The sequence below is a fragment of the Collinsella aerofaciens genome (assembly GCF_028206995.1).
Taxonomy (GTDB): domain Bacteria; phylum Actinomycetota; class Coriobacteriia; order Coriobacteriales; family Coriobacteriaceae; genus Collinsella; species Collinsella aerofaciens_AQ.
Genome location: NZ_JAQLFL010000004.1, coordinates 1 through 24,927 on the forward strand (window position 1 = coordinate 1; position 24,927 = coordinate 24,927).

At 59.3% G+C, this 24,927-nt stretch carries 20 protein-coding genes; 9 read left to right on the top strand and 11 right to left on the bottom strand.

All coding sequences use genetic code 11. From position 1 onward, the window contains the following. On the top strand, window positions 1–688 hold a 688-nt coding region (locus tag PMX60_RS03980), incomplete at its 5' end, for a transposase (RefSeq protein WP_271746976.1). A gap of 120 nt (window positions 689–808) precedes the next feature. On the opposite strand, the gene grcA3 is transcribed toward PMX60_RS03980, so the two are convergent. From grcA3 to PMX60_RS04000, 4 genes are all read right to left on the bottom strand, one after another. After that, entirely contained in the window at window positions 809–1,060 is a 252-nt protein-coding gene (gene grcA3, locus PMX60_RS03985; RefSeq protein WP_006234861.1) for an autonomous glycyl radical cofactor GrcA3, read from the bottom strand. 85 nt (window positions 1,061–1,145) lie between these two features. After that, a complete protein-coding gene (pflB, locus tag PMX60_RS03990) occupies window positions 1,146–3,197 on the bottom strand; it encodes a formate C-acetyltransferase (RefSeq protein ID WP_055310750.1) in 2,052 nt (683 codons plus the stop codon). A gap of 467 nt (window positions 3,198–3,664) precedes the next feature. Continuing rightward, window positions 3,665–4,678 (bottom strand): 2-keto-3-deoxygluconate permease, encoded by a 1,014-nt coding sequence (locus PMX60_RS03995; protein ID WP_022093917.1) that lies wholly within the window; start codon window positions 4,676–4,678, stop codon window positions 3,665–3,667. A 108-nt stretch (window positions 4,679–4,786) separates the two neighbouring features. Next, complete coding sequence (locus tag PMX60_RS04000; protein WP_006234857.1) at window positions 4,787–5,536, bottom strand: SDR family NAD(P)-dependent oxidoreductase; 750 nt, start codon at window positions 5,534–5,536, stop codon at window positions 4,787–4,789. A gap of 290 nt (window positions 5,537–5,826) precedes the next feature. Between PMX60_RS04000 and PMX60_RS04005 the strand changes: the two genes are divergently transcribed. The 4 genes from PMX60_RS04005 to PMX60_RS04020 all read left to right on the top strand — a co-directional run bounded on the left by PMX60_RS04005 (window position 5,827) and on the right by PMX60_RS04020 (window position 12,109). Further along, window positions 5,827–6,276 carry a MarR family winged helix-turn-helix transcriptional regulator gene (locus PMX60_RS04005; protein WP_271746977.1) on the top strand — a complete coding sequence of 150 codons (450 nt, stop codon included), beginning with the start codon at window positions 5,827–5,829 and terminating at the stop codon, window positions 6,274–6,276. Then, window positions 6,273–8,639, top strand: coding sequence for an ABC transporter ATP-binding protein (locus PMX60_RS04010; protein ID WP_271746978.1), 2,367 nt, complete (start codon window positions 6,273–6,275; stop codon window positions 8,637–8,639). The genes PMX60_RS04005 and PMX60_RS04010 overlap by 4 nt, the downstream gene beginning before the upstream one ends. After that, window positions 8,639–10,495, top strand: coding sequence for an ABC transporter ATP-binding protein (locus PMX60_RS04015; RefSeq protein WP_271746979.1), 1,857 nt, complete (start codon window positions 8,639–8,641; stop codon window positions 10,493–10,495). The genes PMX60_RS04010 and PMX60_RS04015 overlap by 1 nt, the downstream gene beginning before the upstream one ends. A 582-nt stretch (window positions 10,496–11,077) precedes the next feature. Beyond that, window positions 11,078–12,109, top strand: coding sequence for a 3-deoxy-7-phosphoheptulonate synthase (locus PMX60_RS04020; RefSeq protein ID WP_271746980.1), 1,032 nt, complete (start codon window positions 11,078–11,080; stop codon window positions 12,107–12,109). 304 nt (window positions 12,110–12,413) lie between these two features. Here PMX60_RS04020 and PMX60_RS04025 read toward each other — a convergent pair whose 3' ends face one another. From PMX60_RS04025 to PMX60_RS04040, 4 genes are all read right to left on the bottom strand, one after another. Continuing rightward, window positions 12,414–13,619, bottom strand: coding sequence for an agmatine deiminase family protein (locus PMX60_RS04025; protein WP_271746981.1), 1,206 nt, complete (start codon window positions 13,617–13,619; stop codon window positions 12,414–12,416). Window positions 13,620–13,844: 225 nt separating this feature from the next. Further along, window positions 13,845–14,378 (bottom strand): ABC transporter permease family protein, encoded by a 534-nt coding sequence (locus PMX60_RS04030; RefSeq protein WP_271746982.1) that lies wholly within the window; start codon window positions 14,376–14,378, stop codon window positions 13,845–13,847. Then, window positions 14,347–16,041, bottom strand: coding sequence for an ABC transporter permease (locus PMX60_RS04035; protein ID WP_271746983.1), 1,695 nt, complete (start codon window positions 16,039–16,041; stop codon window positions 14,347–14,349). Before PMX60_RS04035 ends, PMX60_RS04030 begins: the two co-directional genes overlap by 32 nt. Next, window positions 16,031–16,816, bottom strand: coding sequence for an ABC transporter ATP-binding protein (locus PMX60_RS04040; RefSeq protein ID WP_006234847.1), 786 nt, complete (start codon window positions 16,814–16,816; stop codon window positions 16,031–16,033). Before PMX60_RS04040 ends, PMX60_RS04035 begins: the two co-directional genes overlap by 11 nt. Window positions 16,817–16,964: 148 nt before the next feature. Here PMX60_RS04040 and vsr point away from each other — a divergent pair, with 148 nt between their 5' ends. The 3 genes from vsr (at window position 16,965) to PMX60_RS04055 (ending at window position 20,062) form a co-directional block, all read left to right on the top strand. Beyond that, the gene (gene vsr / locus PMX60_RS04045) at window positions 16,965–17,954 is read left to right on the top strand and encodes a DNA mismatch endonuclease Vsr (protein WP_271746984.1); all 990 of its coding nucleotides are present in this window, start codon (window positions 16,965–16,967) and stop codon (window positions 17,952–17,954) included. 498 nt (window positions 17,955–18,452) lie between these two features. After that, window positions 18,453–19,382 carry an AraC family transcriptional regulator gene (locus tag PMX60_RS04050; RefSeq protein WP_195543956.1) on the top strand — a complete coding sequence of 310 codons (930 nt, stop codon included), beginning with the start codon at window positions 18,453–18,455 and terminating at the stop codon, window positions 19,380–19,382. A gap of 56 nt (window positions 19,383–19,438) precedes the next feature. Beyond that, a complete protein-coding gene (locus PMX60_RS04055) occupies window positions 19,439–20,062 on the top strand; it encodes an HAD family hydrolase (RefSeq protein WP_271746985.1) in 624 nt (207 codons plus the stop codon). 433 nt (window positions 20,063–20,495) lie between these two features. Here PMX60_RS04055 and PMX60_RS04060 read toward each other — a convergent pair whose 3' ends face one another. Further along, a complete protein-coding gene (locus PMX60_RS04060) occupies window positions 20,496–21,353 on the bottom strand; it encodes a class II fructose-bisphosphate aldolase (protein ID WP_022095149.1) in 858 nt (285 codons plus the stop codon). 334 nt (window positions 21,354–21,687) lie between these two features. Between PMX60_RS04060 and PMX60_RS04065 the strand changes: the two genes are divergently transcribed. Then, on the top strand, window positions 21,688–22,491 hold the full coding sequence (locus PMX60_RS04065) for a DeoR/GlpR family DNA-binding transcription regulator (protein WP_271746986.1): 804 nt from the start codon (window positions 21,688–21,690) through the stop codon (window positions 22,489–22,491). 68 nt (window positions 22,492–22,559) lie between these two features. Here the strand turns inward: PMX60_RS04065 and PMX60_RS04070 are convergent, their stop codons facing one another. Both PMX60_RS04070 and PMX60_RS04075 read right to left on the bottom strand, forming a co-directional pair. Then, a complete protein-coding gene (locus PMX60_RS04070) occupies window positions 22,560–23,720 on the bottom strand; it encodes an FprA family A-type flavoprotein (RefSeq protein WP_271746987.1) in 1,161 nt (386 codons plus the stop codon). Between the two features lie 129 nt (window positions 23,721–23,849). Next, window positions 23,850–24,836, bottom strand: coding sequence for a LacI family DNA-binding transcriptional regulator (locus PMX60_RS04075; protein ID WP_117640278.1), 987 nt, complete (start codon window positions 24,834–24,836; stop codon window positions 23,850–23,852). Between the last annotated feature and the right edge of the window lie 91 nt (window positions 24,837–24,927).

Sequence of the window (24,927 nt, forward strand, 5' to 3'; positions counted from 1 at the left end):
GCTGGCGGACCTGTGGGCGGCGGCGCGCGACGCGGCGCTCGACATGGAGCGCGCGATCGAGGCGTCCCTGGAGGAGAGCTGCCCCGCGCTGCTGGCGATGTACGGGTGCGGGCCCGTGAGCGCGGCCAAGCTCGCGGTCGCGGCCGGGGACAACCCGGGCAGGCTGCGCTCCGAGGCGTCGTTCGCGGCGATATGCGGGGCCTGCCCCATCCCCGCCTCGAGCGGCAAGACCGTGAGGCACAGGCTCAACAGGGGCGACCGGCAGGCGAACAGCGCGCTGCACGAGATCGCGAGGCAGAGGGTCATGCGCGACCCCGAGACCGCCGAGTACGCCGAGAGGGCCAGGGGGCGGGGAAAGAGCGACAGGGAGGTCATGAGGTGCCTCAAGCGCTACGTGGCCAGGGAGGCGTACCGGGCGCTGATGCGCCCGCACGAGATCAGGAGGCCCGAGGACGCCTCGGGGCTCGTGGCGGCCAGGCGCGCGGCGAAGGTCAGCCAGGTGAGGGCGGCGTCCATACTGGGCACCAGCGAGAAGTACATCTCGATGCTGGAGAGGGGCCAAAGGGAGCTCAAGCCCATAAGGAGGGCCTACGAGACATGGGTCGAGGCCGGACTTCCGCTCGATTGGGACAGGCAGGCCTTCGAGGCCGAGCGCAAAACGGATTCTAAAAAACACCTTGCCAAATAGGAGCGTCAGGACGCAAAGGGCTCCGCCGCGCGAAGCGCGCAGCGGAGCCCTTTGCATGTCCGAGGACGTTTTGGAAAGTAACCCAAAGCGGCCCGGCGATCCTGCGGGAGTTAAACCCCTTTAGAACTTGTCGTGGAAGGTACGCGCAATGACCTCGTCCTGCTGCTCCTTGGTGAGCGTGTGGAAGTTCACGGCATAGCCGGAAACGCGGATGGTCAGCTGCGGGTACTTCTCGGGGTGAGCCTGAGCGTCGAGCAGCGTCTCACGGTTGAAGACGTTGATGTTCAGGTGGTGGCCACCCTTCTCGGCGTAAGCGTCGAGCATGTGGACCAGGTTATCGGCCTGGGTCTCGGAAACTTCAGAAACCTTCATAATGTGTCTCCTTCGATTAATAGGCGCCGGCCGAAACCGGCGCGCTAATCAGTAATCGTTATTGTTAGTATAGCACTAACAATAGTTACTCGCCCAGCTGATCAAGGTCGATATCGCCAAAGAACACCTGGTCCTCCTTGCCGAGCGCACTCGGGATGATGGAGAAGGTGTTGGAAATGCCGTCCTGAGCATCGCGGAACGGGAGCTTGGAAACCGAAGACAGCGAAGCGATGGCGCCGTGGCTATCGCGCTTGTGCATGGGGTTAGCACCCGGGGCGAACGGCTGGCCAGCCTTGCGGCCGTCGGGCGTGGAACCGGTCTTCTTACCGTACACGACGTTGGAGGTAATGGTCAGAACCGAGGTCGTGGGCACGGAGTTGCGGTAGGTGTCGTTCATGCGGATGTACTCCATGAACTGGTGCACAACGTCGTGAGCGATCTGGTCGACGCGGTCGTCGTCGTTACCGTACTTGGGGAACTCGCCCTCGGTCTCGAAGTCGACGATGATGCCATTCTCGTCGCGGACGGGGTGAACCTTGGCGTACTTGATGGCGGACAGGGAGTCAGCCACGACGGAAAGACCAGCGATGCCCGTAGCGAACCAGCGGTGCACGTGCTTGTCGTGCAGGGCCATCTGGATGCGCTCGTAGCAATACTTGTCGTGCATGTAGTGAATGATGTTCAGAGAGTTGACGTACACGCCAGCGAGCCACTTCATCATGTCGTTGTACTTGGCCACAACGTCGTCGTAATCGAGCGTATCGCCCTCGACGGCGCGATACTTGGGGCCGACCTGCTTCTTGGAGACCTCGTCAACACCGCCGTTGAGTGCATACAGCAGGCACTTGGCCAGGTTGGCACGGGCGCCGAAGAACTGCATCTCCTTGCCGATGCGCATGGAGGACACGCAGCAGGCGATGCCGTAGTCGTCGCCGTGGTAAACGCGCATGAGGTCGTCGTTCTCGTACTGGATCGAGGAGCTGGCGACAGAAGTCTTGGCGCAGAACTTCTTGAAGTTCTCGGGCAGACGGGTCGACCACAGAACGGTCATGTTGGGCTCGGGGCTGGTGCCCATGTTCTCGAGCGTGTGCAGGTAGCGGTAGCTCATCTTGGTAACGAGCGTACGGCCGTCAACACCCATGCCGCCGATGGACTCGGTGACCCACTGCGGATCGCCGGTAAACAGGGCCTGGTACTCGGGGGTACGGGCAAACTTGACCATGCGGAGCTTCATGATGAAGTGATCCACGAACTCCTGGATCTGCTCCTCAGTGAAGGTACCGTTGGCAAGGTCGCGCTCAGCGTAGATGTCGATGAACGTGGAGGTACGGCCGATGGACATAGCGGCGCCGTTCTGCTCCTTAACGGCAGCGAGGTAGGCGAAGTACATCCACTGGATGGCCTCCTGCGTGTTGGTAGCAGGGTTGGAAATATCGAAACCATAGGTCTCGGCCATCATCTTGAGCTCGCCGAGGGCGCGGATCTGCTCCTGCAGCTCCTCACGGTCGCGGATGTTGTCGGCGGTCATGACCGTCGGGGTGGAAGCCTTCTGGGCCTCCTTGTCCTTGATCAGGTAGTCGACGCCGTACAGGGCAACACGACGGTAGTCGCCGATGATGCGGCCGCGGCCATAGCCATCGGGCAGACCGGTGATGATGTGAGCCGAGCGGCAAGCACGCATCTCGGGGGTGTAAACATCGAAGACGCCGGCGTTGTGAGTCTTGCGCTCGAAGGTGTAGCGCTCGACAACGTTCTCGTCGACCTTGTAGCCGTGCTGGCTGGCAGCCTGGCAAGCGATGCGGATACCGCCGTTGACGTGCAGAGCGCGCTTGAGCGGCTTGTCAGTCTGGAGACCGACGATGGTCTCCTTCTCGCGGTGGGCGTTATCGATGTAGCCAGCGGGGTGGCTCACGATACCCGTAACGGTCTTGGTGTCCATATCGAGGACACCGCCCTGCTCGCGCTCCTTAAGCAGCAGGTCGAGAACCTCGCCCCACAGCTCCTTGGTACGCTCGGTCGGGCCGGCGAGGAACGACTCGTCGCCCTCGTAGGGGGTGTAGTTCTTCTGGATGAAGTCTCGGACGTCAACCTCTCCCGTCCAGATGCCTTCCTTGAAGCCTTCCCATGCCTCCTGCATTGTGTAACCACGCTCCTAGTTACGTGTAATGCGGCGCTCTCTCACACCGCTGCTTATTGAATTCTTGAGTTTTCGGCTTGCACTACCGGCTTCTTCCGTTCTTCACCACACGTTGGTACAGGGAAAAACGTTTGTCCACCTTGGAACTGCAACCCAAAACCCAAGATTTCACCCGTCTGAGAAGGATAACATAGCCACCCTCTCCATCTGGGCTGTTATATGTTTCTCTTTTTATATCATAAGGACGTTTTTAACAAATCCGCAGGAAATGCGAGCGCGAACAACTACCGTTCACCGATTTGTATGTTATTTTTCCTTGCCTTTGTACGACGTTCGCTCTAGCTGTTATGCCAGCTTTAGCAGGGTAAAGTGTCCCAGAGACCCTACAGAAACTGCAGGGCGGCCACGGTATCCCCCGTGGCCGCCCTGTGGCGTAGCTAGTTTTTAGCTTTGATTGCCGCTTGGCATTAGGCGGCTGCGGCGGCCTTGTCGGTCGTTGCCTTGCTGTTGCCCTGGCCCTCAAAATGCTTGTAGCACCAGCTGGTGACCAGCGGGGTCAAAATAGCCGTCACGATTGCGCAGGCAGCAACCTGTGCCGTGGCCGTTGCGAGCACCGCACCGCCGTACATGGCCCCGTTGACGCTTGCCATGGCAGCAGGCGTGGCCACATTGGCTCCGGCGCAGCTCGAAATGGCCGCACCTGCGACACCCGTACCGCCCGTGAGCTTATCGACCGCGATGACGGGAATTGCAAAGACCACCGAGCAGATCACGCCGAGCAGAATACCGGGAAGACCGCCATTAATGAGCTGGCCAAAGGTCATGGTCGAGCCCATGGCAAAGAAGACGAGCACGATGATGGCGGAAAGTGCCGGTGCCATCATCTTCTTAAAGCTGGGGAACAGGTTGCCCAGGATAATGCCGACGACGATCGGCAGGATGGCGCCCACGAGCGACCAACCGATCGGAGCCTGACCGGCAGCGCCGAGCACGATCATCGTGACCGGAGGGCCGACAACCAGCGTAGTGATGGCGACGGCGCCACGCTCGGCCTCGTTACCCATGGTGCCCATCAGACCAGCGTACATAGCATTGTTGGCGCCGGTGCAAGCGGCCAGCATCACCATGGCAGAGATGCCAAACAGGTTGTCGTTGAACACATACAGGATGAGCAGCGACACGGCAACGACCACGATTTGCTTGACGGCAATGATGATGGCACCGCGGGCAGCGGCGGCAGGAGCGCTCTTAAACGAAATCGTCGTGCCGACAATCAGCAAAAAGGCGCCCACGAGCGGGCCTGCACCCTGCTGGGTCATGCCAAGCGTAAAGCTGCCGAGCGTCTTAAACAGGTCGGGGAATAGCGTGTTGAGCAGGCAGCCCAGCAAAAGCGGCACCAAAATATTGGCACCCGGGATGGAGGACATCTTAAAAAACGGCTCCTTTGCCGCCGGCGCCTCCACCGCAGTCGATTCACTCATATATATCTCCTTTGGATGCATGCGAATCGAAGCCGCACGCGCCTATGTCAGAAAGAAGGCGACAACCCCGAGTCGCCAGGGTCGCCGCCAAACGATCACCGCGGGGTATTACCCGTCCAGGACGATGCCGCCGTCGCAGTCACCAATCTCGCCGTTCACGAAGCTGGCGAGGTCGGAAGCGAAGAACAGCACCATCTGCGCAGGCTCGCTGGCCTGGGCGGCGCGGCCCAGAGGGATACCGTTGATGATGCGCTGAGAGTTCTCGTCAGAGAGAATCGAGGTCATATCGGTCAACGTGAGCGACGGGCACACGGCGTTGCAGCGGACGCCGAACTTGCCGCCTTCCTTGGCGACTGCCTTGGTCAGACCGTTAACACCGGCCTTGGAGCTGGCGTAGGCGGCTGTGCCGAGCAGGCCGCCACCGATCTTGCCCGCAACGGAACTCACGTTGACGATAGTGCCGGCATGGGCCGCCTTAAAGTGCGGGTACACGGCGTTCATCATAGTGAAGGTACCGTTGAGGTTGATGTCGATGGTGCGACGCCACTCGGTGTCATCGATCTCGTCGAACTTCTTGGTGCTGATGACGCCAGCGCAGTTGATCAGGATGTTGGTTTGCGGCAGGTCCGTAAAAATCTGCTCGACGGTCTCGCGCGCCTTGGGCGCATCGGCAACATCGAGCTGATAGAACTTGTTGCCCTCGCCAAGCTCGGCCACAGCGGCCTCGCCCTTAGCAGCGTTCCTTGCGATGAGCGCGACGTGTCCGCCGCCCGCAACGATACCCTTGGCGATCTCGAGGCCAATGCCCTGAGTGCCACCGGTAACGATCGCGGTTTTACCCGTGAAGTCAAATGCCATGACTCCATCCCCCTTTATGTAAGGTGTCTCCTTGCGGGAAGTTGGAGCATCGCACGTGGCGATTATATGAGTCCCAGTCGTCATGGTGGTGACAACCCCTCGCCTAACCGCGTGCATAATAGTTCTTTGAAACGCTTCAGCAATTGAATGATTTTAAGTCTTAATGCACTCTTAATATTGCCTAGCGGCCAAGTAGATTTTTGGGACATGCCTAGAAATCCACCGAATAGGATGGTTGAGCGGGGGTATCATCTTTCACCGAAAATAGTTTCTAGTGTTAGGGGTTTTCGGTGGAAGATACCGATTTCCGTGAACTTGGGCGCCAGCTCCTTACCGAGTTCGGCAGCATGCATCAGCGCATTTCGCGCTTTGCGGACAAAGCCCTCGGCGGCGAGATGGCCGTCATGCGCGCCCTCATACTCGCCGGCGGTTCGCTCACGCCGAGCGAACTCGCTGATCGCGCCTGGGTCTCGAGTGCCCGCATCGCCAATATCCTACGCGCTCTCGAAGCCAAGGGCTGGGTCGAGCGCGAGCACTCAAAGACCGACCGTCGTCGCGTGCACGTCACGGTGACCGACAAAGGATTCCAGGATCTCGAAATCAAACGTCGGGAATTCGAGGACCGCACCACGGCTTTCCTCGAGCAGCTCGGCGAAACAGATACCCAAGAGATGGTGCGCCTTTTAAGACGTGCCAACGAAATTATCGACCGCAATCAAGAAAGGAGAGATGCCGAGTGAGGATTCTCAAGCTCTTTAAAAAGCATGTCCTGGCACTGTTCGCAGCTATCGTGCTTATCGTAATCAGCTGCAACGCCGATCTGGCGCTGCCTACCTATATGAGCGACATCGTCGACGTGGGCGTGCAACAAGGCGGCATCGCCTCGCCCGTACCCGACACCATCCGCGCCGAATCGCTCGACGACCTCGAACTCTTTATGAGCACCAAGGACGCCAAGACGGTAGAAGCTGCGTTTGGCAAGGCAGACAAAAACGGGATTCGCACGTACAAGGGAACCGAGGATGAGCGCGCCGACGGCAGCAAGCTCGCCGACATTATGAGCCTGCCCGAGACCGTCGTCCTTTCGCTCAACCAAGGCATCGACGCCGACTCCATGGGCGACATGACCGGCACGTCCAGCGAGAAAGACAACACCGCCGCTCAGGCCATGCCCACGCCCGAGCAAATGGCAGCGATGACGCCCGAGCAGCTCGCCGAGATGCAGCAGAAGGCCGCAGCGGCGCAGAACATGCAAAAGCAGATTGATGCCGACGGCGGCAAAATCACCATGAAGAGCCTGCGCCTGGGTGTCAAGGGCGGTCTGGTAGACCAAAGCAAGCTCGTCGAGGGCGCCAACCAAATGGCAGACAAAATGGGCTCCATGTCGGGCTCCATCGTCACCCAGCGCGCCGTGAGCTATGTGCAGGACGAGTACAAGGCACAGGGCATCGACCCCGCCGACGTGCAGAACGCCTACCTGGGCCGCATGGCGACCACGATGTTTGGTCTGTGTCTGGTGTCGCTCGTCGCCACCATCCTGACCGGCGCCGTGGCGTCGCGCACCGCCTGCTCCATCGCCCGCGACCTGCGCCGCGAGACCTTCAACAAGGTTATGCACTTCTCGCCGGCCGAGGTGGGCAAGTTTAGCCAGGCCTCGCTCATCACCCGCTGCACCAACGACATTCAGCAGATCCAGATGGCCGCAACCCTGTTTATCCGCATGTGCCTGATGGCTCCCGTCATGGGCATCGTCGCTGTCATGCGTGTCCTGGCCAACCACACCGGCCTGGAGTGGACCATCGCCGTGGCCATCATCGCGGTCTCGGCCGTCGTCGGCGTGCTCATGGGCCTCACCATGCCCAAGTTCAAAAAGATGCAGAGCTTCGTGGACCGCGTGAACCTTACCGCCCGCGAGCTGCTCGACGGCCTTATGCCCATCCGCTCGTTCAACCGCGAGGAACATGAGCTCGAGCGCTTTGACAAGGCATCGCTCGACCTGATGACCACGCAGCTCTACACCAACCGCGCCATGAGCTTTATGATGCCGCTCATGATGCTCGTCATGAACTGCATCACCGTGCTTATCGTCTGGTTTGGCGCCCAGGGCGTGTCCGACGGCGTGATGCAGGTCGGCAACATGATGGCGTTCATCTCCTACACCATGCAGATCGTCATGGCGTTTATGATCCTCACCATGGTTTCGGTCATCCTGCCCCGTGCCGAGGTCGCAGCCGAGCGCGTGGAAGAGGTCATCACCTGCCCCACGAGCATCAACGACCCCGTCTCACCCAAACTGCCCGCGGCCAGCGCGCCGCGCGGTGAGCTCACCTTCCGCGACGTGAGCTTCCAGTATCCCGATGCCCGCGCCGATGTCATCAGCGGCGTGAACTTCACCACACATGCCGGTCAGATGCTCGGCATCATTGGCTCCACGGGCTCGGGCAAGTCCACGCTCGTGCAGCTGATTCCGCGCCTGTACGACGTCACGGGCGGCAGCATTTCGCTCGACGGCATCGATGTGCGCGACATGACCCTCTCTGAGCTGCGCCGCCGCATCGGTTATATTCCGCAGCAGGGTCGTCTATTCTCGGGTACCGTCGAGAGCAACCTCAAGTTTGCCGGCGACATGGTGAGTGACGAGGATATGCGCCAGGCAGCACGCGTCGCCCAGGCGGAGGACTTTATCGCCGAGCGCGAGGACGGGTACGACTCCCCTATCAGCCAGGGCGGCTCCAATGTCTCGGGCGGTCAGCGCCAGCGCCTGGCCATCGCCCGCGCCCTGGCCAAGAAGCCCGAAGTCGTGGTGTTCGACGACTCGTTTAGCGCCCTCGACTACAAGACCGACGCGCGCCTGCGCGAGGAGCTCGCCAAAAACGTTACCGACGCCGCACTCGTGGTCGTGGCCCAGCGCATCGCGACCATCATGCACGCCGACCAGATCATCGTGCTCGACGACGGCCACGTAGTGGGCGCCGGCACGCACGAGGAGCTGCTGCGCAGCTGCCCGGCGTACCTGGAGATCGCACAGTCGCAGCTTTCCGCCGAGGAGCTGGGGCTTACCCAAGAAGAAATTGCAGCCGTCATGGAAGGAGGCGAGCGCTAATGGCAGACGAGACCAAGACTCAGATTCCCAAGCCCACCCGCCAGCGTGGTCCCATGGGCCGCATGGGTGGCATGCGCCGTGGCGAAAAGGCCAAGGACTTTAAGGGCACCATGAGGCAGCTGCTCGGCTATATCGGCCAGCACAAGATTGCCGTGTTTACCGCCGTCGCCTTTGCCGTGTGCTCGGTCATCTTTAACATTGTGGGGCCCAAGGTGCTCGGCCAGGTTACCACCAAACTGTTCGAGGGCTTGGTTGCCAAGGTCAACGGCACCGGCGATGTCGACTTTAACTGGATCGCCAAGACGCTCGGCTTTTTGCTCTGCCTGTATCTGGCGAGCTCTGCCTGCAGCCTGATCCAGGGCTGGCTCATGACCGGCGTCACGCAAAAGATCTGCTACCGCATGCGCAAGGAGATTGCCGCCAAGATCGCCGTCGTACCGATGAGCTACTTCAACGGCCACAGCAAGGGCGATGTGCTCAGCCGCATCACCAACGACGTCGATACGCTCGGCCAGTCGCTCAACCAGAGCGTGACACAGCTTATTACGTCCGTCACGCAGATTATCGGCGTCCTCGTCATGATGCTTTCGATCAGCCTGCCGCTCACCGGCGTCACCGTGCTCACGCTGCCGGCCGCCGCGATTATCTTGATGGTGATGATTCACTTCTCGCAGCCGTACTTCCGCGAGCAGCAGCAGGTCCTGGGCACCGTCAACGGCATTATCGAGGAGGACTTTGCCGGCCAGAACGTCATTCAGGTGTTCGACCGCGCCGAGGCCTCGATCGAGGAATTCGACCGCCAAAACGATCGCCTCTTTATTAGTGGCTGGCGCTCGCAGTTCCTGTCGGGCCTGATGATGCCGCTCATGAGTTTGGTGGGCAACATGGGCTACGTGGGCGTCGTCGTGGTGGGCGCGCAACTCGCGCTGACCGGCAATGCCACGCCCGGCGACATCCAGAGCTTTATCCAGTACGTTCGCAACTTTACGCAACCCGTGCAGCAGCTGGGCAATGTGAGCAACACGATGCAGTCGATGGCTGCCGCCACCGAGCGCGTCTTTGAGTTCCTGGCCGCGCCCGAGGAGGAGCAGAAGGCCGACGCGCAGATTCCCGAGAAGCGCCCCGGCCACGTGGAGTTTGACCATGTCAAGTTTGGCTACACGCCCGACAAGACCATCATCCACGACTTTAGCTGCGAGGCGCAGCCCGGCCAGACCATCGCCATCGTCGGTCCTACCGGCGCCGGCAAGACCACGCTCATTAAGCTGCTGCAGCGCTTCTACGATGTGGACGGCGGTTCGCTGCGCGTCGAGGGTGTCGACGTGCGCGACTGGGACCGCGCGGCGCTGCGCGGCGAGTTTGCCATGGTGCTGCAGGATACCTGGCTGTTTAACGGCACGATCCGCGAGAACATCCGCTACGGACGCCCCGATGCGAGCGATGCCGAGGTCGAAGCCGCCGCACGCGCCGCACGTTGCGACCACTTTATCCATACGCTTGCCGGTGGCTACGACTTTATGATCAACGAGGAGGGCACTAACCTGTCGCAGGGTCAGCGCCAGCTCGTGACCATCGCCCGTGCCATTTTGGCCGACCGCCCGGCACTGATTCTGGACGAGGCGACCTCCAACGTCGATACCCGCACCGAGGAACTCATTCAGCGCGCCATGGATGCGCTGATGCAGGGCCGTACAAGCTTTGTCATCGCGCACCGCCTGTCCACGATCCGCAACGCCGACGTGATCTTGGTAATTCGCGACGGCGACATCGTCGAGAAGGGCACGCACGACGAGTTACTCGCCCAAGGCGGCTTCTACGCCGACCTGTACAACTCGCAGTTCGACGAGGCGGCGTAACAACCGGCGGCAAACAACCGCAATGCCCAGAAAACGGGGGCGCAGGTTGACCTGCGCCCCCGTTTTTTTGCTCTGCGGCCCTCGAACCACCTCCCCTGGAACCTGATTGGCAGCCCCTTCGAGGCCCCGTGGGCAAAAAAGGGCAAATATGAGTACTGTTACCTTTTTAGTAACAGCCAAAACAGCCCCAAATGCCGTTTTCACGGCTTACACGCGTCCCTAAATTGATCAAACAGCCCTATAGCGGACTTATATGTGTTTGCGTTAATAAACATATTTTGCTGTTATGTCTATTATTTTGCGAAGGCAATATGATACTAAGATAGCAACCGTACTCATATTTGGCATTTTTTGCCCACATGGTATTTCCTGGGGAACTGACAACAGCCTTAGGGTCCCGCGCGGCGCCGCTCCCTCCCGGCATTCGCCAACGTTTACCCAGATAAAACCTGCCAAAATAAACCTGTCCCTTTTTGGCAGGTTTTGGGGTGACGAGGGCTTGCACTTTAGCGTGCGACAGCGGATAATGCCGTGCATTCGACAATACGCTTTTTGCTCTTTCTATAGATTGAGGAGACCCCTATGGCCATGGAATTCAAACGCAGGCTGCCGATCCCCATGGAGATCCGCGAGGAAATGCCGCTTTCTGCCGAGCTTACCGCCAAAAAGCAGGCATTTGACGCCGAGGTCGCCAAAGTCTTTACCGGCGAGGACGCACGTAAGGTGCTCATCATCGGCCCGTGCTCTGCCGACCGCGAGGATTCAGTGCTCGAGTACATGAACCGACTGGCCAAGACCGCCGAAGAGGTCAAGGACAAGCTCATCATCATTCCGCGCGTCTACACCAATAAGCCGCGCACCAAGGGCACCGGCTACAAAGGTCTTCTGCACAACCCCAACCCCGAGGCTCCCGACGACCTGCTCGAGGGCGTCAAGGCCATCCGCCATATGCACCTGCGCGTTATTGAGGAAACGGGCTTCTTCACCGCCGACGAGATGCTCTATCCGTCCAACTACCAATACCTCGTTGACCTGCTGAGCTATGTTGCCGTGGGCGCACGCTCGGTCGAAAACCAGGAGCATCGCCTGGTGTCGAGCGGCATTTCGGTACCCGTCGGCATGAAGAATCCCACTGCCGGCTCTACCACCGTTATGCTCAACTCCATTTACGCCGCCCAGGCGCACCAGAGCTTCATCTTCCGCAACTGGGAGGTCGAGTGCGACGGCAATCCGCTCGCGCACGCCGTTATGCGTGGCTACATCGGTCTCGATGGGCGCACCTACCCCAACTACCACTACGAACACCTGGAACGTCTGGCCGAGCGCTATACCGAGCACGCCGGCTATGCCAATCCGGCGACGGTCATCGACTGCAACCACGACAACTCGGGCAAGCGTCCGCTGGAGCAGTATCGCATTTGCAAGGAGGTACTCGACAGCTGCCGCCGCAACGAGTCCATCTCCAAGCTGGTCAAGGGCTTTATGATCGAGTCCTACCTGGAGGACGGCAACCAGCCGGTCGACGGCGGCGTCTTTGGCAAGTCGATCACCGACCCGTGCCTGGGCTGGGAAAAGACCGACTACCTCATCCACGAGATCGCGGAACGTATTTAGTTACGCGGTTTTACCAAACCGCGTAACGGCTCGACGCTGCAAACCCGCCAGGGCGGCAATCTGCCTTTCAACTTCGACGGCATGATCAAAAGATCAATGCCGCCTCGTTTCAAGGCACCTTGCTCGCTCTGGCGGGTTTTCGCTGACGTTTTTTCGACCTGCATTGTTGCCAAGGTTGGCACCAATGACTAATGCGGTAACTAGCTACGTCGGTCCGCTTGGCCGGCTGGCTTTCCGAGGTGCCCCAGGTCGCCGCGAGCGACGGCTTGAGCGGCGAGATGGGGTGCCTCGGAAAGCCAGACGATTAAGCGGACGGCTCCTGCTGCGTGATGCAGTGGATGTTGCCGCCGCCGTAGACGACCTGATCGGACTGGACGCCCACGCACTTGTAGACGCCCTCGCCCCAGACCTCGTCGTAGATCTCCTGGAGCGTGTCGACGGCCAGCTGGTCGTTCTCGTCGCCGTACTGCGGGACGATGACGCCGTGGTTGGTGACCAGGTAGTTCATGTAGGAGGCGATCAGCGGCTCGTCGGGGACGCGCGGCTCGGCGTTCTCGTCGGCGTCGATGGTGTCGCAGGAGGCCTGGTCCATGAACAGCGGGTTCACGGGCATGCAGAGCTTGTAGACCTTAATCTTGCGGCCCTTGGCGTCGACCGCGTTGGAGAGGGTCTCGTAGGCGGCGTGGCACTGGTCGTAGAACGGGTACTCGGGGTCGTCGGTCCAGATGCAGGCCATGACGCCCGGGGCGATGAAGGTGGCGACGTCGTCGATGTGGCCGTTGGTCTCCTCGGGGTCGATGCCCTCCTTGACCCAGATGACCTTCTCGACGCCCAGGTAGTCCTTGAGGTGCTCGTCCATGTAGGCGCGGAGCTCCTCGCTCCAGGGCTCGAACTTCTTGCGGTACTTGGGCCAGATGGACTCGGGGTCCTCTTCCTCCTCCAGAACCGCAGAGCAGGTGCGGCCCGGGGAAAGCAGGCACTGGTCGGTCACGACGAGGGTGCCCTCGCCGTCGACGGTGATGGAGCCGCCCTCGAGGATCATGTCGTCGGGACGGTAGCGGCGGCAGCCGGAGAGCTCGGCCATCTTGAGGGCGATCTGCTCGTCCTTGTCCCACGGGAAGTACAGGCCGTCGACCAGGCCGCCGTAGGCGTTGAAGTGCCAGTGGTTGGCGCGCTTCCCGCCCTTGCCGTCGATGACGTAGGTGGCGGCGGTGTCGCGGAACCAGGCGTCGTCGGTGGTCATCTCGATGACGGTGACGTTCTCGTCCTCCTCGAAGACGGCCTTGCAGTTGGCGTAGTCGACCTGGTTGGCGCACATGTAGACCGGGGTGAACTCGGCGATGGCGCGGGCGATGGCGGCATACTGCCTCTGGGCCGGCTTGGCGCCGTGGGCCCAGGTGTCGGTGCGGTGGGGCCAGCCCATCCACACGCGGTCCTGCGGGGCGAACTCGGCGGGCATGAAGAAGCCGTCGGCCCTGGGGGTGGACTCGGACTCGGTAATCGTGCGCATAAGGCTTCCTCCAAATCAAACGACCGATGTCTCGATCTGTAACATCTAGGGGCCGAATCCCCGTCTTGTTGTTACAGATCGAGATAAACCGTATGGCTCGAGATAAACAATCTCAATCTATAACAGATAGAGGCGATTTTGCCAGCCATATGTTACAGATTGAGATAGACGTAAAAACCACCACAAAGGTGCCTGTCCCCTTTGTGGTGGTTCTGGACTAGAAGGTTACTCGCTGTAGCGGATGGCTATGGCGGCTCGTACCATGCCGGTGCTCATGAGGTAGGTCACCAGGAAGTAGCCACCGCATGCTGCCAGGAAGATTGCACAGGTGAGGCTCACGGTGCCGCCGATGCTCATATTTCCGAATATGCTCACCAGCTCGATGATCACCTTAAGTGCCACAAAGGAGTGCGCCAGGCCCACTGCCAGCGGGAACAGGAAGAATACCGCTTGCTGCGCCATCACCGAATGGCGAATCTGGCGGTCGTCACAGCCGATCTGTGCCAGCACACGATAGCTGCGGCTGCCGTCGGCCACGTTGGAGAGTTGCTGGATCGACAGAATCGCCGCGCATGCAACGACCAATACAAAGCCGATGTAGATGGCTAGGTAGCTAATAAGACCGTTCATTTGCGCTGCTTGCGTGTACATCTCGGAGCGCGTGATGAAGGTTCCCCACGACCCCGGCTCCTTGCCGTCAACGAGCAGATTGTCAAGCACAGTGTATTTAATGCTCTCGTCTGCCTCGGTCGTATCCATCCCCTGTTTTAACGAGCAGGCTACTGGAATACGGCTGCAGATTAAGTTGGGACAACAGCTCGTCGGCAACGACGACGGTACCCGGATTACTGCCCATCGCCGAGTTGGCGATGGCCGCCGTATCTTCGTCCGACTTATCGGTTGCGGGCTTGAGCTCATGCCCGCCCAAGGTAAGGGCATGGCCGCCAGCCATATACTTGGTGTACATGTCGACCAGCTCGCCGCCCATATCACACGTGAGCAGATACTGGTCGTGACCGATGTGCACCGGCTCCTCGCCCATCATCTGGCGCAGTTTGTTGTACTGGCTCGCCGGCGTCACAAACAGACCCATCGCATCGGCATTGCTACCCCCGAACGCCTTGGGAAGCTTTTCGCCCATGGTCTTGCACATCTCACTTGGAGTCACCGAAGGATTCGAGCCGCCAAGCGGGTAACTCAGATACGAATCGATCTGCACATGCTCACCTGCAACATCGGCGATATTGACCTTCTTGCCGGTCTCGTCGTTGTTGTCCACCGACTTGCCCTTACCGTGCCATGCGGGGTACAAATCGACCGTTGTATCGGCCAGCACCATGCGATCGGCTTCAGGCGGATTGACGTACTCTTTGTAGTAGTCGAGCGTATCGGGCGTGTAATAGACATACGTCTGAGACACGTCAACAGGGTTATAGCGCTCCAGGTTTTCGTTCATCACGTTGGCAATCGACATGCCGCACGTCACCGAGGTGATGGCCAAAAACAGGAGCATCGCGATGACGCCCATCGAAAAGCACACCGTATTAACCTTGGCCGCAAGCTGGCGCACGGTAAACATATTGAGGCCGCGCCAATACACGCTGCGCAGGCTCTGCAGCAGCTTGATAAGCATGCCCGAGAGTCCCCAGAACAGGGCAAAGGTACCCACGGTAACCATAGCGGTTGTAATGCCAAACTGGCTCATGGCCTCTTGCAGCTTGCTGTCCGTCGCGGTTAGCGGGAACCCATCACGTAGCAGACGGTAATAGGCCACGCCCACAAGCACCACGCCCACGGCAAAGATGGCAATCGCGATCCAGGGGTTGCGTGTCTTGATGCTCTCGTTGCGACGCTCGGCACCCATAAGCTCGATGAGTTTGGTACGACGCACGGCACGAAGGTTCAGCAGTAGCGTGAGCACAAACATTACGAGCATGCAGACAAGGGTCAGGTTGAACGCATGCACCGAGAAAAAGAAGTGGAAATTGGCGATCTGTGTCTTAAAGAGCGAGGCCGTAAAGAATGTCATGAGCTGGGAGAGTCCCACACCCAGCACAATGCCGGCGACAAAGGCCACGACCGACACTATCACGGTCTCGAGCGCCATGATCGTGGCGACGCGCCCACGCCCCATGCCGAGCACCTGGTACAGGCCAAACTCCTTCTTGCGGCGTTTCATGATGAAGTTATTGGCATACACCATCAAAAAGGCCATGACACCGGCCAAAAAGTACGTCAGGTCGCCGAGCATGCTGCCCATTACCTGCGCCAAGCCCTCTTCATCGATTCCGGCAATGTCGACCTGCATCGAGATGGTGTTAAAGGCATAGAAGACCGTGACACCCAGGGTGAGCGTCAAAAGGTAGACGAGGTAGTCGCGGCCGGCGCGGCGGACGTTACCCCAAGCGAGTTTACAGAGCATCGGAGCCCTCACCGCCCATCATGGCAACGACCTCCATAATGCGGTCGAAGAACTCTCGGCGGTCGGTGTCGCCGCGGCGCAGCTCGGTGAAGATCTTGCCGTCTCGAATAAACAGCACACGGCTCGTGTAGCTGGCGGCAAAGCTGTCGTGCGTGACCATGAGCACGGTGGCTCGCAGGCGGCGGTTAAGGGCCTCTAGGCTCTCGAGCAGCAGGCGAGCGCTCTTGGAATCGAGGGCGCCGGTGGGCTCGTCGGCCATGATCATGGTGGGGTCGGTGACGAGTGCGCGAGCCGCGGCAACGCGCTGCTGCTGCCCGCCGGACATCTGGTAGGGATACTTGTCGAGCACCTGACTGATGGACAGGCGCGCTGCCACATCCTGCACGCGGGTCGAGATCTCTGCCGAGTTTGTGCGGGCAATGGTGAGCGGCAGGGCGATGTTCTCGCGTGCCGTGAGCGTATCGAGCAGGTTGGAGTCCTGGAAGATAAAGCCGAGCTCCTCGCGGCGAAACTGCGAGAGCTTGGCCTGCTTCATGCGCGTCACGTCCTGCCCGTTGATGCGGATGGTGCCGCTCGTGGCGCTATCGATGGTCGACACGCAGTTGAGCAACGTCGACTTGCCCGAACCCGAAGCGCCCATGATGCCAACAAATTCGCCGCGGTTGACGGTAAAGCTGACGTCGTTGAGCGCACGGGTCACGTTGCCCAGCGCTCCATATACCTTTTCGAGATGCGCGACCTCCAGTACCGGGGTCGCCATGTGCGTGGTTTGCATACCGAGTCCTTTCTTGCGATTAGTCTACGGCATCTATAGTCGCAAGAAGACGAGTCGGCTACCATCGATATGGCTTACGCTTGCCTTACCGTTGTGTAAGGTACGCGTAGCTACCCTGCCACGTGTTGATGTTGAGAGAGGACTCCTGTTGAAGACTGTTCATGTTGCCGCTGGGATCATTCGCAAGGAAGGATCTGATGAGCTGCTTGCCGTGCAGCGCGGCTACGGCGACATGCAGGGACTTTGGGAGTTTCCCGGTGGCAAGCTCATGCGCGGCGAGTCGCCCGAGGACGCCGTACGCCGCGAGCTTATGGAAGAGTTGCAGGTCAAAGTCACCAATCTGCGCGATTTCTATACCGTTGAGTACGACTACCCCGATTTTCATCTCTCCATGGAGTGCTACTACTGCTCGCTGGCTAAAGAGTCTGGCGAGCCCCAGAAGCACGACCGCCAGCTCGATATCCGCTGGATTCCGCGCACCTCGCTTGCCACGGTTGAGTGGATGCCCGCCGACAAAGGGCTTATCGATGCTCTGATTGAGTTGAAGGAAGATCGGCTTGAGGCCAACGGCACTGCCAACGACGCCGAGGCCACCACGAACGACGAGCCCGCTTCCAGGCCCAAGCGCGCACCTAAGCGCCGCAGCAAAAAGCGTCCCAAACCAGGTCTGCTCGACGGCATCGATACCTCGGACCTCTCCGCTGACGAGCGCGAACTCGTGCGCCGTCGCGCCGCTATAAAAAAGTCCATGAAGGGCAACAAGCGTGCAAACACCAAGCCCGAGCTGCTCGTTCGCCAGCGCTTGCGCGCAGCGGGCCTTACGGGTTATCGCTTGGAATGGAAGGTTCCTGGCAAGCCCGACATCGCCTTTCCCGGCCGCAAGATCGCCATCTTCGTCAACGGTTGCTTTTGGCACCGCTGCCCCAAGTGCAACCCGAGCCAGCCCAGGCGCAACGTTGAGTTTTGGGAGGCAAAGTTCCGTCGCAACGTCGAGCGCGATCGCGCCGCGGTGGCAGCGCTCACTCAAATGGGCTGGACACCCATAACCATCTGGGAATGCGAACTCAAAAAAGACCGCATCGACGCCACCATGGAAAAGGTCATCGAGCAGGTGCGCGCCGCAGAGCCGCAGCGCTAGGAACGAGCCATCCACACGCCCCACACAGGCGAGCCACATCCGCGCCACAAACCTTAGAAAGCCCTTAAGCCCAAAACCTTTCAAAAGTGTTATTCGATACCTCTGACCTGCAGCTTCATCGTAACACCAAACCAGGTTAAGCCTTTCTTTAGCGCTTCTTTGCAGCAGCCGCGGCATAATACTGCCAACGCACGGGACCTAGCAGCATACCCCGAGCGCAATCTATTGGTGGACATCGAGGAGGCCGCATAAGCATGCATTCTTCCAATGACGCAGCACAGCAGCCATCCCTAAAATATGCAAACCTTTTCTCCTTCCCCCCGACACAGAGAAACGGTCTCCTCGACTCCCCCACCACAAAAACCAAGCGCTCAGCCGATCAGAGCCTCAACTTACGAGCATCCTTCGAAAAGCTCCAAGCATCCCTAGACAAGGCGTTCCCCGAACAGGCAAGAGCAATCTAAGCCCATTGCGCTTTATACTGATGCCATGCGAAACATGGATCACATAGAATTGCACCGCGGAGGACGCGAGGAAGCGTTTCCCGAGACCGCCGAAGACTGGCCCTATATTGCCGAACGCGCAGAATTCGCTCGCTATCCGGGCAATTCCGTCCCCTGGCACTGGCATTCCGAAGTTGAGCTTTTCTACATGGAGCAGGGAGCGATTGGCTATCGAACGCGCGCGGCTCATGAACACGTGCGCTTTGAGGAAGGGTCCGCCGGCTTTATCAACGGCGGCGTTTTGCACAGCACGCTGCAATCACCCAATTCGGCACCAGCCATTCAAATGTTGCATATCTTTCAGCCGTCGATGCTCGGCGATCCCGCGGGACGCCTTCAAAAGCGCTATATCAATCCTTTGCTGCAATGTCGAGGCGTCGATGTGCTCAAATGGTCGCCCACCAACCCCGACGATATGCCCTTTATCGATTTGCTAAAGAGTTCCTTTAACCACGACCTTCAACGGCCGCAGAACGAGATGGCGCTTCGGAATAGCTTGTCAGAGCTCTGGATTCAGATTTACGCCAAGGCCGAACCGCTCTTTTCCTCCGACAACGCCTCTTGGATGACCAACCGCGACGTACAGTTCAAGGCAATCCTGGACTATATCCGCGCAAACTATGCAGCCGCTATAGATGTGCCCCAGATGGCATCTGCAGCCGGCGTAAGCGAAAGAGAGTGTTACCGCATTATCGAAGCTTGCGCAGGAACGACCCCGGCGGCATATCTGCGCGCATACCGCGTAAACCGTGCTTGCGAACTTTTGGCACACACCACGCGAACGGTCCAGACAGTCGCGCGCCAATGCGGCTTTGCGACAGCAAGCCATCTTGGCCAGGTATTTAAAGAACAAATGGGATGCACTCCTTCGAGCTATCGAGCAGCGAGGCAGAATCTCGATAGTACCAGGCAGAAATCCCGCTAGCCCTTCTTCTGTCACTGCATCAAACTTGCAGGCAAACAACGGATAGGAGCTACTATATGAAGTACTTTGACTATATCGTGTTTGACGTTGATGGGACATTGGCAGATACAGAAGAAAGCGTGCTGTCATCGCTTGGCCAGATTATCCAAGAAGAAACCGGCAAAACGCTCCCCCGACACGAGCTTGAATTTGCCCTCGGCATACCCGGCAAGAACGCCCTTGAGAAACTTGGGATCTACTCACAGGCAACGCTGGATCGCTGGTGCCAAGTTGCCGCCAGCTTTAAAAGCACCATCAGCGTGTTTCCCGGCTTGCACGAAGTTATCGCAACACTCTCCGACAACGGCTGCAAACTTGGCATCGTCTCCTCACGTGCGCGCAATGAATACGCAGAAGAAATTGCACCCCTTGGCTTCGATAAGTATTTTGAGCACATCATCCTTGTCGAAGACACAACCGAACATAAACCCGCACCCGCTCCCATGCTCGAATATCTCCGGCGTACGGGCGCGAATCCTGGCAACGTCGTCTACGTTGGCGACACCGTCTACGACGAACAATGCGCAACTTCGGCAGGGGTCAGTTTTGCCAGAGCGGCATGGGGATCACACCAAGACATCCCAAATGCCACCTACAACCTCGAAACCCCCAACGACCTGCTAACCCTAACAACCAAGTAACCCCCGCGCCCCACCCTTTCAGCCCCAACACCACAAGGGCGATTGAGCAGGACGGTTTGGGCGGGTCCCGTACTTGGTTTCCAAAATCATTCCGCAGCGCGAAGGCTTCTTATTATTTTCAGACCTAACGCCACAAGGGCGACGACCTCGAGTAGGTCAACCTGGGAGGGACGAGGGCTTAGTTCCCCAATCTTTCCGCAGGGGGCAAAAAGCAACGTCTTATTTTTCCGACACTAACGCCACAAGGGCGATTGAGCAGGACGGTTTGGGCGGGTCCCGTACTTAGTTTCCAAAATCATTCCGCAGCGCGAAGGCCCCCGTTGTCAACGCTTCGAAGAAGCGAGACAACGGGGGCCTTCATGCGCGAGGACGTTTTGGAAACTAAGTACGGGACCCGCCCAAACCGTCCGGTGGGATCAGAGTACCCTTGCTGTTACTCTGCTTTGCCCACAGAGTTGAGGTTGGTCATGCGGATCTTAACCAGCTCGGTGATCTCGCGCATGCCCTCCTTGGCCGGCTTCTTAGGATCGAAGCAGGCGGGGTTCTCGGCCATGTAGGCCATGAAGCCCTTGGTGTAAGCCTGACGCAGCTCGGTGGCGTAGTTAACCTTGCAGATGCCGTTCTTCACGGCCTCGGCGACCTGCTCATCGGGCACACCGGAAGTGCCGTGCAGAACCAGCGGCACGTCGACGGCGTCGCGGATGGCCTTGACCACGGACTGCTCGATGTGCGGATCGCTCGTGTACACACCGTGGCTGGTGCCAACGCCAATAGCGAGAGAGGTGCAGCCGGTGCGCTCGACGAACTCCTTGGCCTCGGCCGGATCGGTGTAGGGGCTCTCGCCCTCAACCGCGGGACCGTCGTCCTCCTTGCCGCCAACCTTGCCGAGCTCGGCCTCGACGGGCACGCCCATGGCGCGGCCAGCGTCGGCGACGGACTTGGTCAGGGCGATGTTGTCCTCGAAGGACTCGTGCGAGCCGTCGATCATGACAGAGGTGTAGCCCGTGCGGAAAGCCTGCATGCAGCGGTCATAGCCATCGCCGTGATCGAGGTGCAGAGCGACGGGCACGGAAGCGCGCTCGGCGGCAGCCTTGACCATGCCGTAGAAGTAGTCCAGACCAGCGGTCTTGATGGTGCCCGGGGTGGTCTGCATGATGACGGGGGACTTGGTCTCCTCGGCAGCGGCCAGAACGGCCATAACAAACTCGAGGTTCTCGACGTTGAAAGCGCCAACAGCGTAGTGGCCGGCCTGAGCGTCCTTGAGCATCTTTTCGGTGGTAACAAGTGCCATGAGCGTTTGCTCCTCTCCCTCGCCCGCATCTGGACATCGGGCGTAGTTGTTCGCAAGGCGTTTTACCTTGCGTTTTGCTGCGCTCATTGTATGAAATTCAGCAGCTTTGCACGTGCGAGATATTGAGCCCATGCAGGTCAATACAGTCGTTTTTGAAAAGCAAACGGAAGAAATTTGAGCCGAGTGAACATGTTCGATATTGAATTTTGGGCGTTCAGCGTCTTTCTTTTATAGAAAAGATAAGTAATCGAAAGGTGTTTTCTTACCCAAAAAGAAAATGAACGAAAATAGAGTCAACACAATTCCTGCAAATTTAGCCGAGAATGGAGCAAACATGGCCCAAGCCACCAACCGTGCCTTTGCCGACGAACGCCGTACCGCCATTTTGGAAATGCTCGATCATAATGCCTCGGTGCAGGTAGCAGAGATCGCCCAGACCTTTGGCGTGTCCTCCGTCACCGCCCGCGCCGACCTGGACGCGCTCGCCGAAGCAGGCAAGCTGCGCCGCACGCACGGCGGTGCCGTATCACTCCACAAACGTCTGACCGTCTCCACGCAGGATCGCCGCATCAATGTCAACGTCGCCGCCAAGCAGGCCATCGCGCAAAGCGCCATCGAGCTCGTCAACGACGGCGACACGTTGCTCGTCGACTCGGGCACCACGGCGCTCGAGTTCGTCCGGCTCCTCGATCAACGCGACGGTATCACCGTCATCACAGCAGACATTACCATTGCCGATTACATCGACGAGAGCATGCCCTCAGTCGATGTCGTCATGCTGGGCGGGGCGCTGCGCAAAGGCCATCGTTATTTGTACGGACCGCTCACTATGCAAGCGCTCCAAATGGTCCATGCCGATCTTGCCGTCATGTGCCCTGGCGCTTTTGTCCCCAGTTGCGGCTTTACGACCGACTTTCCGCAGATGGCCGAGACCAAAGCGGCTATGGTCGGTGCCGCCCGTCAAAGCGTCGCCCTCATGGACGCCAGCAAGGTTAACGGACGCGGCATGTACCGCTTTGCTGAGCTTGCCGATGTCGACTCCATCGTGATGGACCGTGACCCCGACCATGCCGTCGCCACCTCAATCGCCGAGGCCACTGACAGCTCACGCCCAGCCCTCGTCATCGCCCGCATCTAAAAACAAAAACCACCACAAAGGTGCCTGTCCCCTTTGTGGTGGTTTGAGCGTCAAAAGTGAAAGTGTCGCTACTTGGACAGCTCGTCGGCGAGAACCTCGATCTGAGCGCGCGAGGCGTCGTTGAGCGAGCCCAGCACGGTCACCTTGTTCTGCGCCAGGGTGATGTCCTTCATGCCCTCGAGCTCCTTGGTCATAACCTTGGCAGCGGTGGGCGCCCAGGAGCCGGCCTCAACGAGCGCCACCGTACGGTTCTGATAGGCGTGCTCGGCAAGCGTGTGGATAAAGGTGCTCATGAACGGGAAGATCTCGCCCTGATAGGTGATGGAGGCGAGCACCAGACGGTCATAGCGGAACGCATCCTCAACGGCCTCGGCCATGTCGTCGCGAGCCAAGTCAAAGACGGAAACCTTCTGGCCGCGGGCCTCGAGCGCAGATGCAAGCTCCTCAACGGCGGCCTTCAGATGGCCGTACACGCTCGCATAGGCAATCGTGATGCCCTCGTCCTCGGGCTGATAGCTCGACCAGGTGTTATAGGTGTCGAGGTAATAGCCCAGGTTCTCGGTCAGTACGGGGCCGTGGAGCGGACAGATGATCTGGATATCCAGATCGGCGGCCTTCTTGAGCACGGTCTGAACGAATTTGCCGAACTTACCGACGATGCCAAAGTAGTAGCGGCGAGCCTCACAAGCCCAGCCTTCCGGGTCCTCGATGTCGTTGGCGCCGAACTTGCCAAAGCCGTCGGCACTAAAGAGCACCTTGTCGGTGGACTCGTAGGAGAAGATCACCTCGGGCCAGTGCACGTTGGGGGCGCCGACAAACGTTAGGCTGTGGCCACCCAGGTCGAGCACGTCGCCCTCTTTGACGACCATCTTGCGATCGGGGTAGTCGGTGCCAAAGTAGTTGACCATCATGCGGAAGGCGCCCATGCTGGCCACAATCTGTGCCTGGGGATAGCGCTCCATAAAGGCGGCGATACCGGCGGAGTGATCGGGCTCCATGTGATGGACGACCAGGTAGTCGGGCGTACGGCCGTCGAGCGCGGCCTCGAGGTTGCCGAGCCATTCGTCGACAAAACCACCGTCGACCGAATCGGCGACAGCGATTTTATCGCCCAAGATAACATAGCTGTTGTATGCCATGCCGTTCTCGGACACGTCGTACTGGCCCTCGAACAGGTCAATGTCGTGATCGTCGACACCGATGTAGCGGATATCCTTGGTGATCTCCATCAGGCAAAGCCTCCTAGATAGACAAAAGAACCCGTCTATCATAGCACTCGCCTTCATAGCCACGGCTATCTGTCAGCATCCTTACCGATTGTTATTGAAATACGATAAATCGCCGTTTACCTGCGCAAACTATGAGCGTGGTATCGCCGTGCTATGTCGAATAATGAGCTGGCCGGGAATACGAATGGCAACGGTTTTGCCCGCCGTACCCGCCTCGGGAACCGCATGCTCGAATACCTCGCGTCCGCGCTGATGCAAATCGAATCGAACGGTCGTGAGCTCGTTATGCGCGACAAAATCATCGAGCGAATCGTCGACACCCACCACGCTCACGTCCTCGGGCACGCGCAGGCCGCTATCGCGCAGCGCTGCAATCGCGCCATTTGCCATCTGGTCGTTTGCCGCATAAATCGCCGTCATGGTGCGATCGTGCTCGGCCAGGTACCTGCCGGCCTCGTAACCGCTGTTGGCAGACCAGTCGCCCTCGAGCGGCTCTGCCGGCTCGATGTGTTTACGCTCGAGTGCATCCTGCCAACCGGCACGACGAAATTGCTCGTCGACCGAGAACGACGGGCCGCCAATATAGCGAATCTGCTCGTGCCCCAGCTCAAAAAGGTGATCCATAAGCAATAGCGAGCAGCCGTAATGGTCGGAATCGACCGTGGTCACCCGCGGATGCGCATACATGGTAACGATGACCGTGCCAATGCCCGGCAGTGGATCAAACGTCTCAAAATCGGGCGCCATGCGACTCATGCCGATGATGATGCCGTCCACGGGCAGTGCGGCCATGCGACGCGTTGCCTCGGCAAGCGAAAACTCCTCGGTCTTGGACATCTCGACCAGCGTGATGGCGCAATTATGCTCGCGAGCAGCGCTGGCGATGCCGTCGATCATTGAGAGGTTGCCAAACTTGGTGACATCGTTGACGCACAGGCCGACCGAATGGTAACGGCCGTCGCGCAGCGAGCGACCGGCATAACTCGGACGAAAGCCGAGCTCTTGCATGGCGGCCTGCACGCGCTGGCGCGTCTGCTCGTTAACGTTGGGCAAGCCGTTGGCGACGCGCGAAACCGTCTGCTGCGAAACGCCAGCAGCGCGGGCGACGTCGGCCATGGAGACCGGACGCGTACCTGTATCGTTGGACGGGCGCCTTGCCACAGGATCACCTTCACCCTTGCGAGATCTGAATAGCGTGAATGCCGGC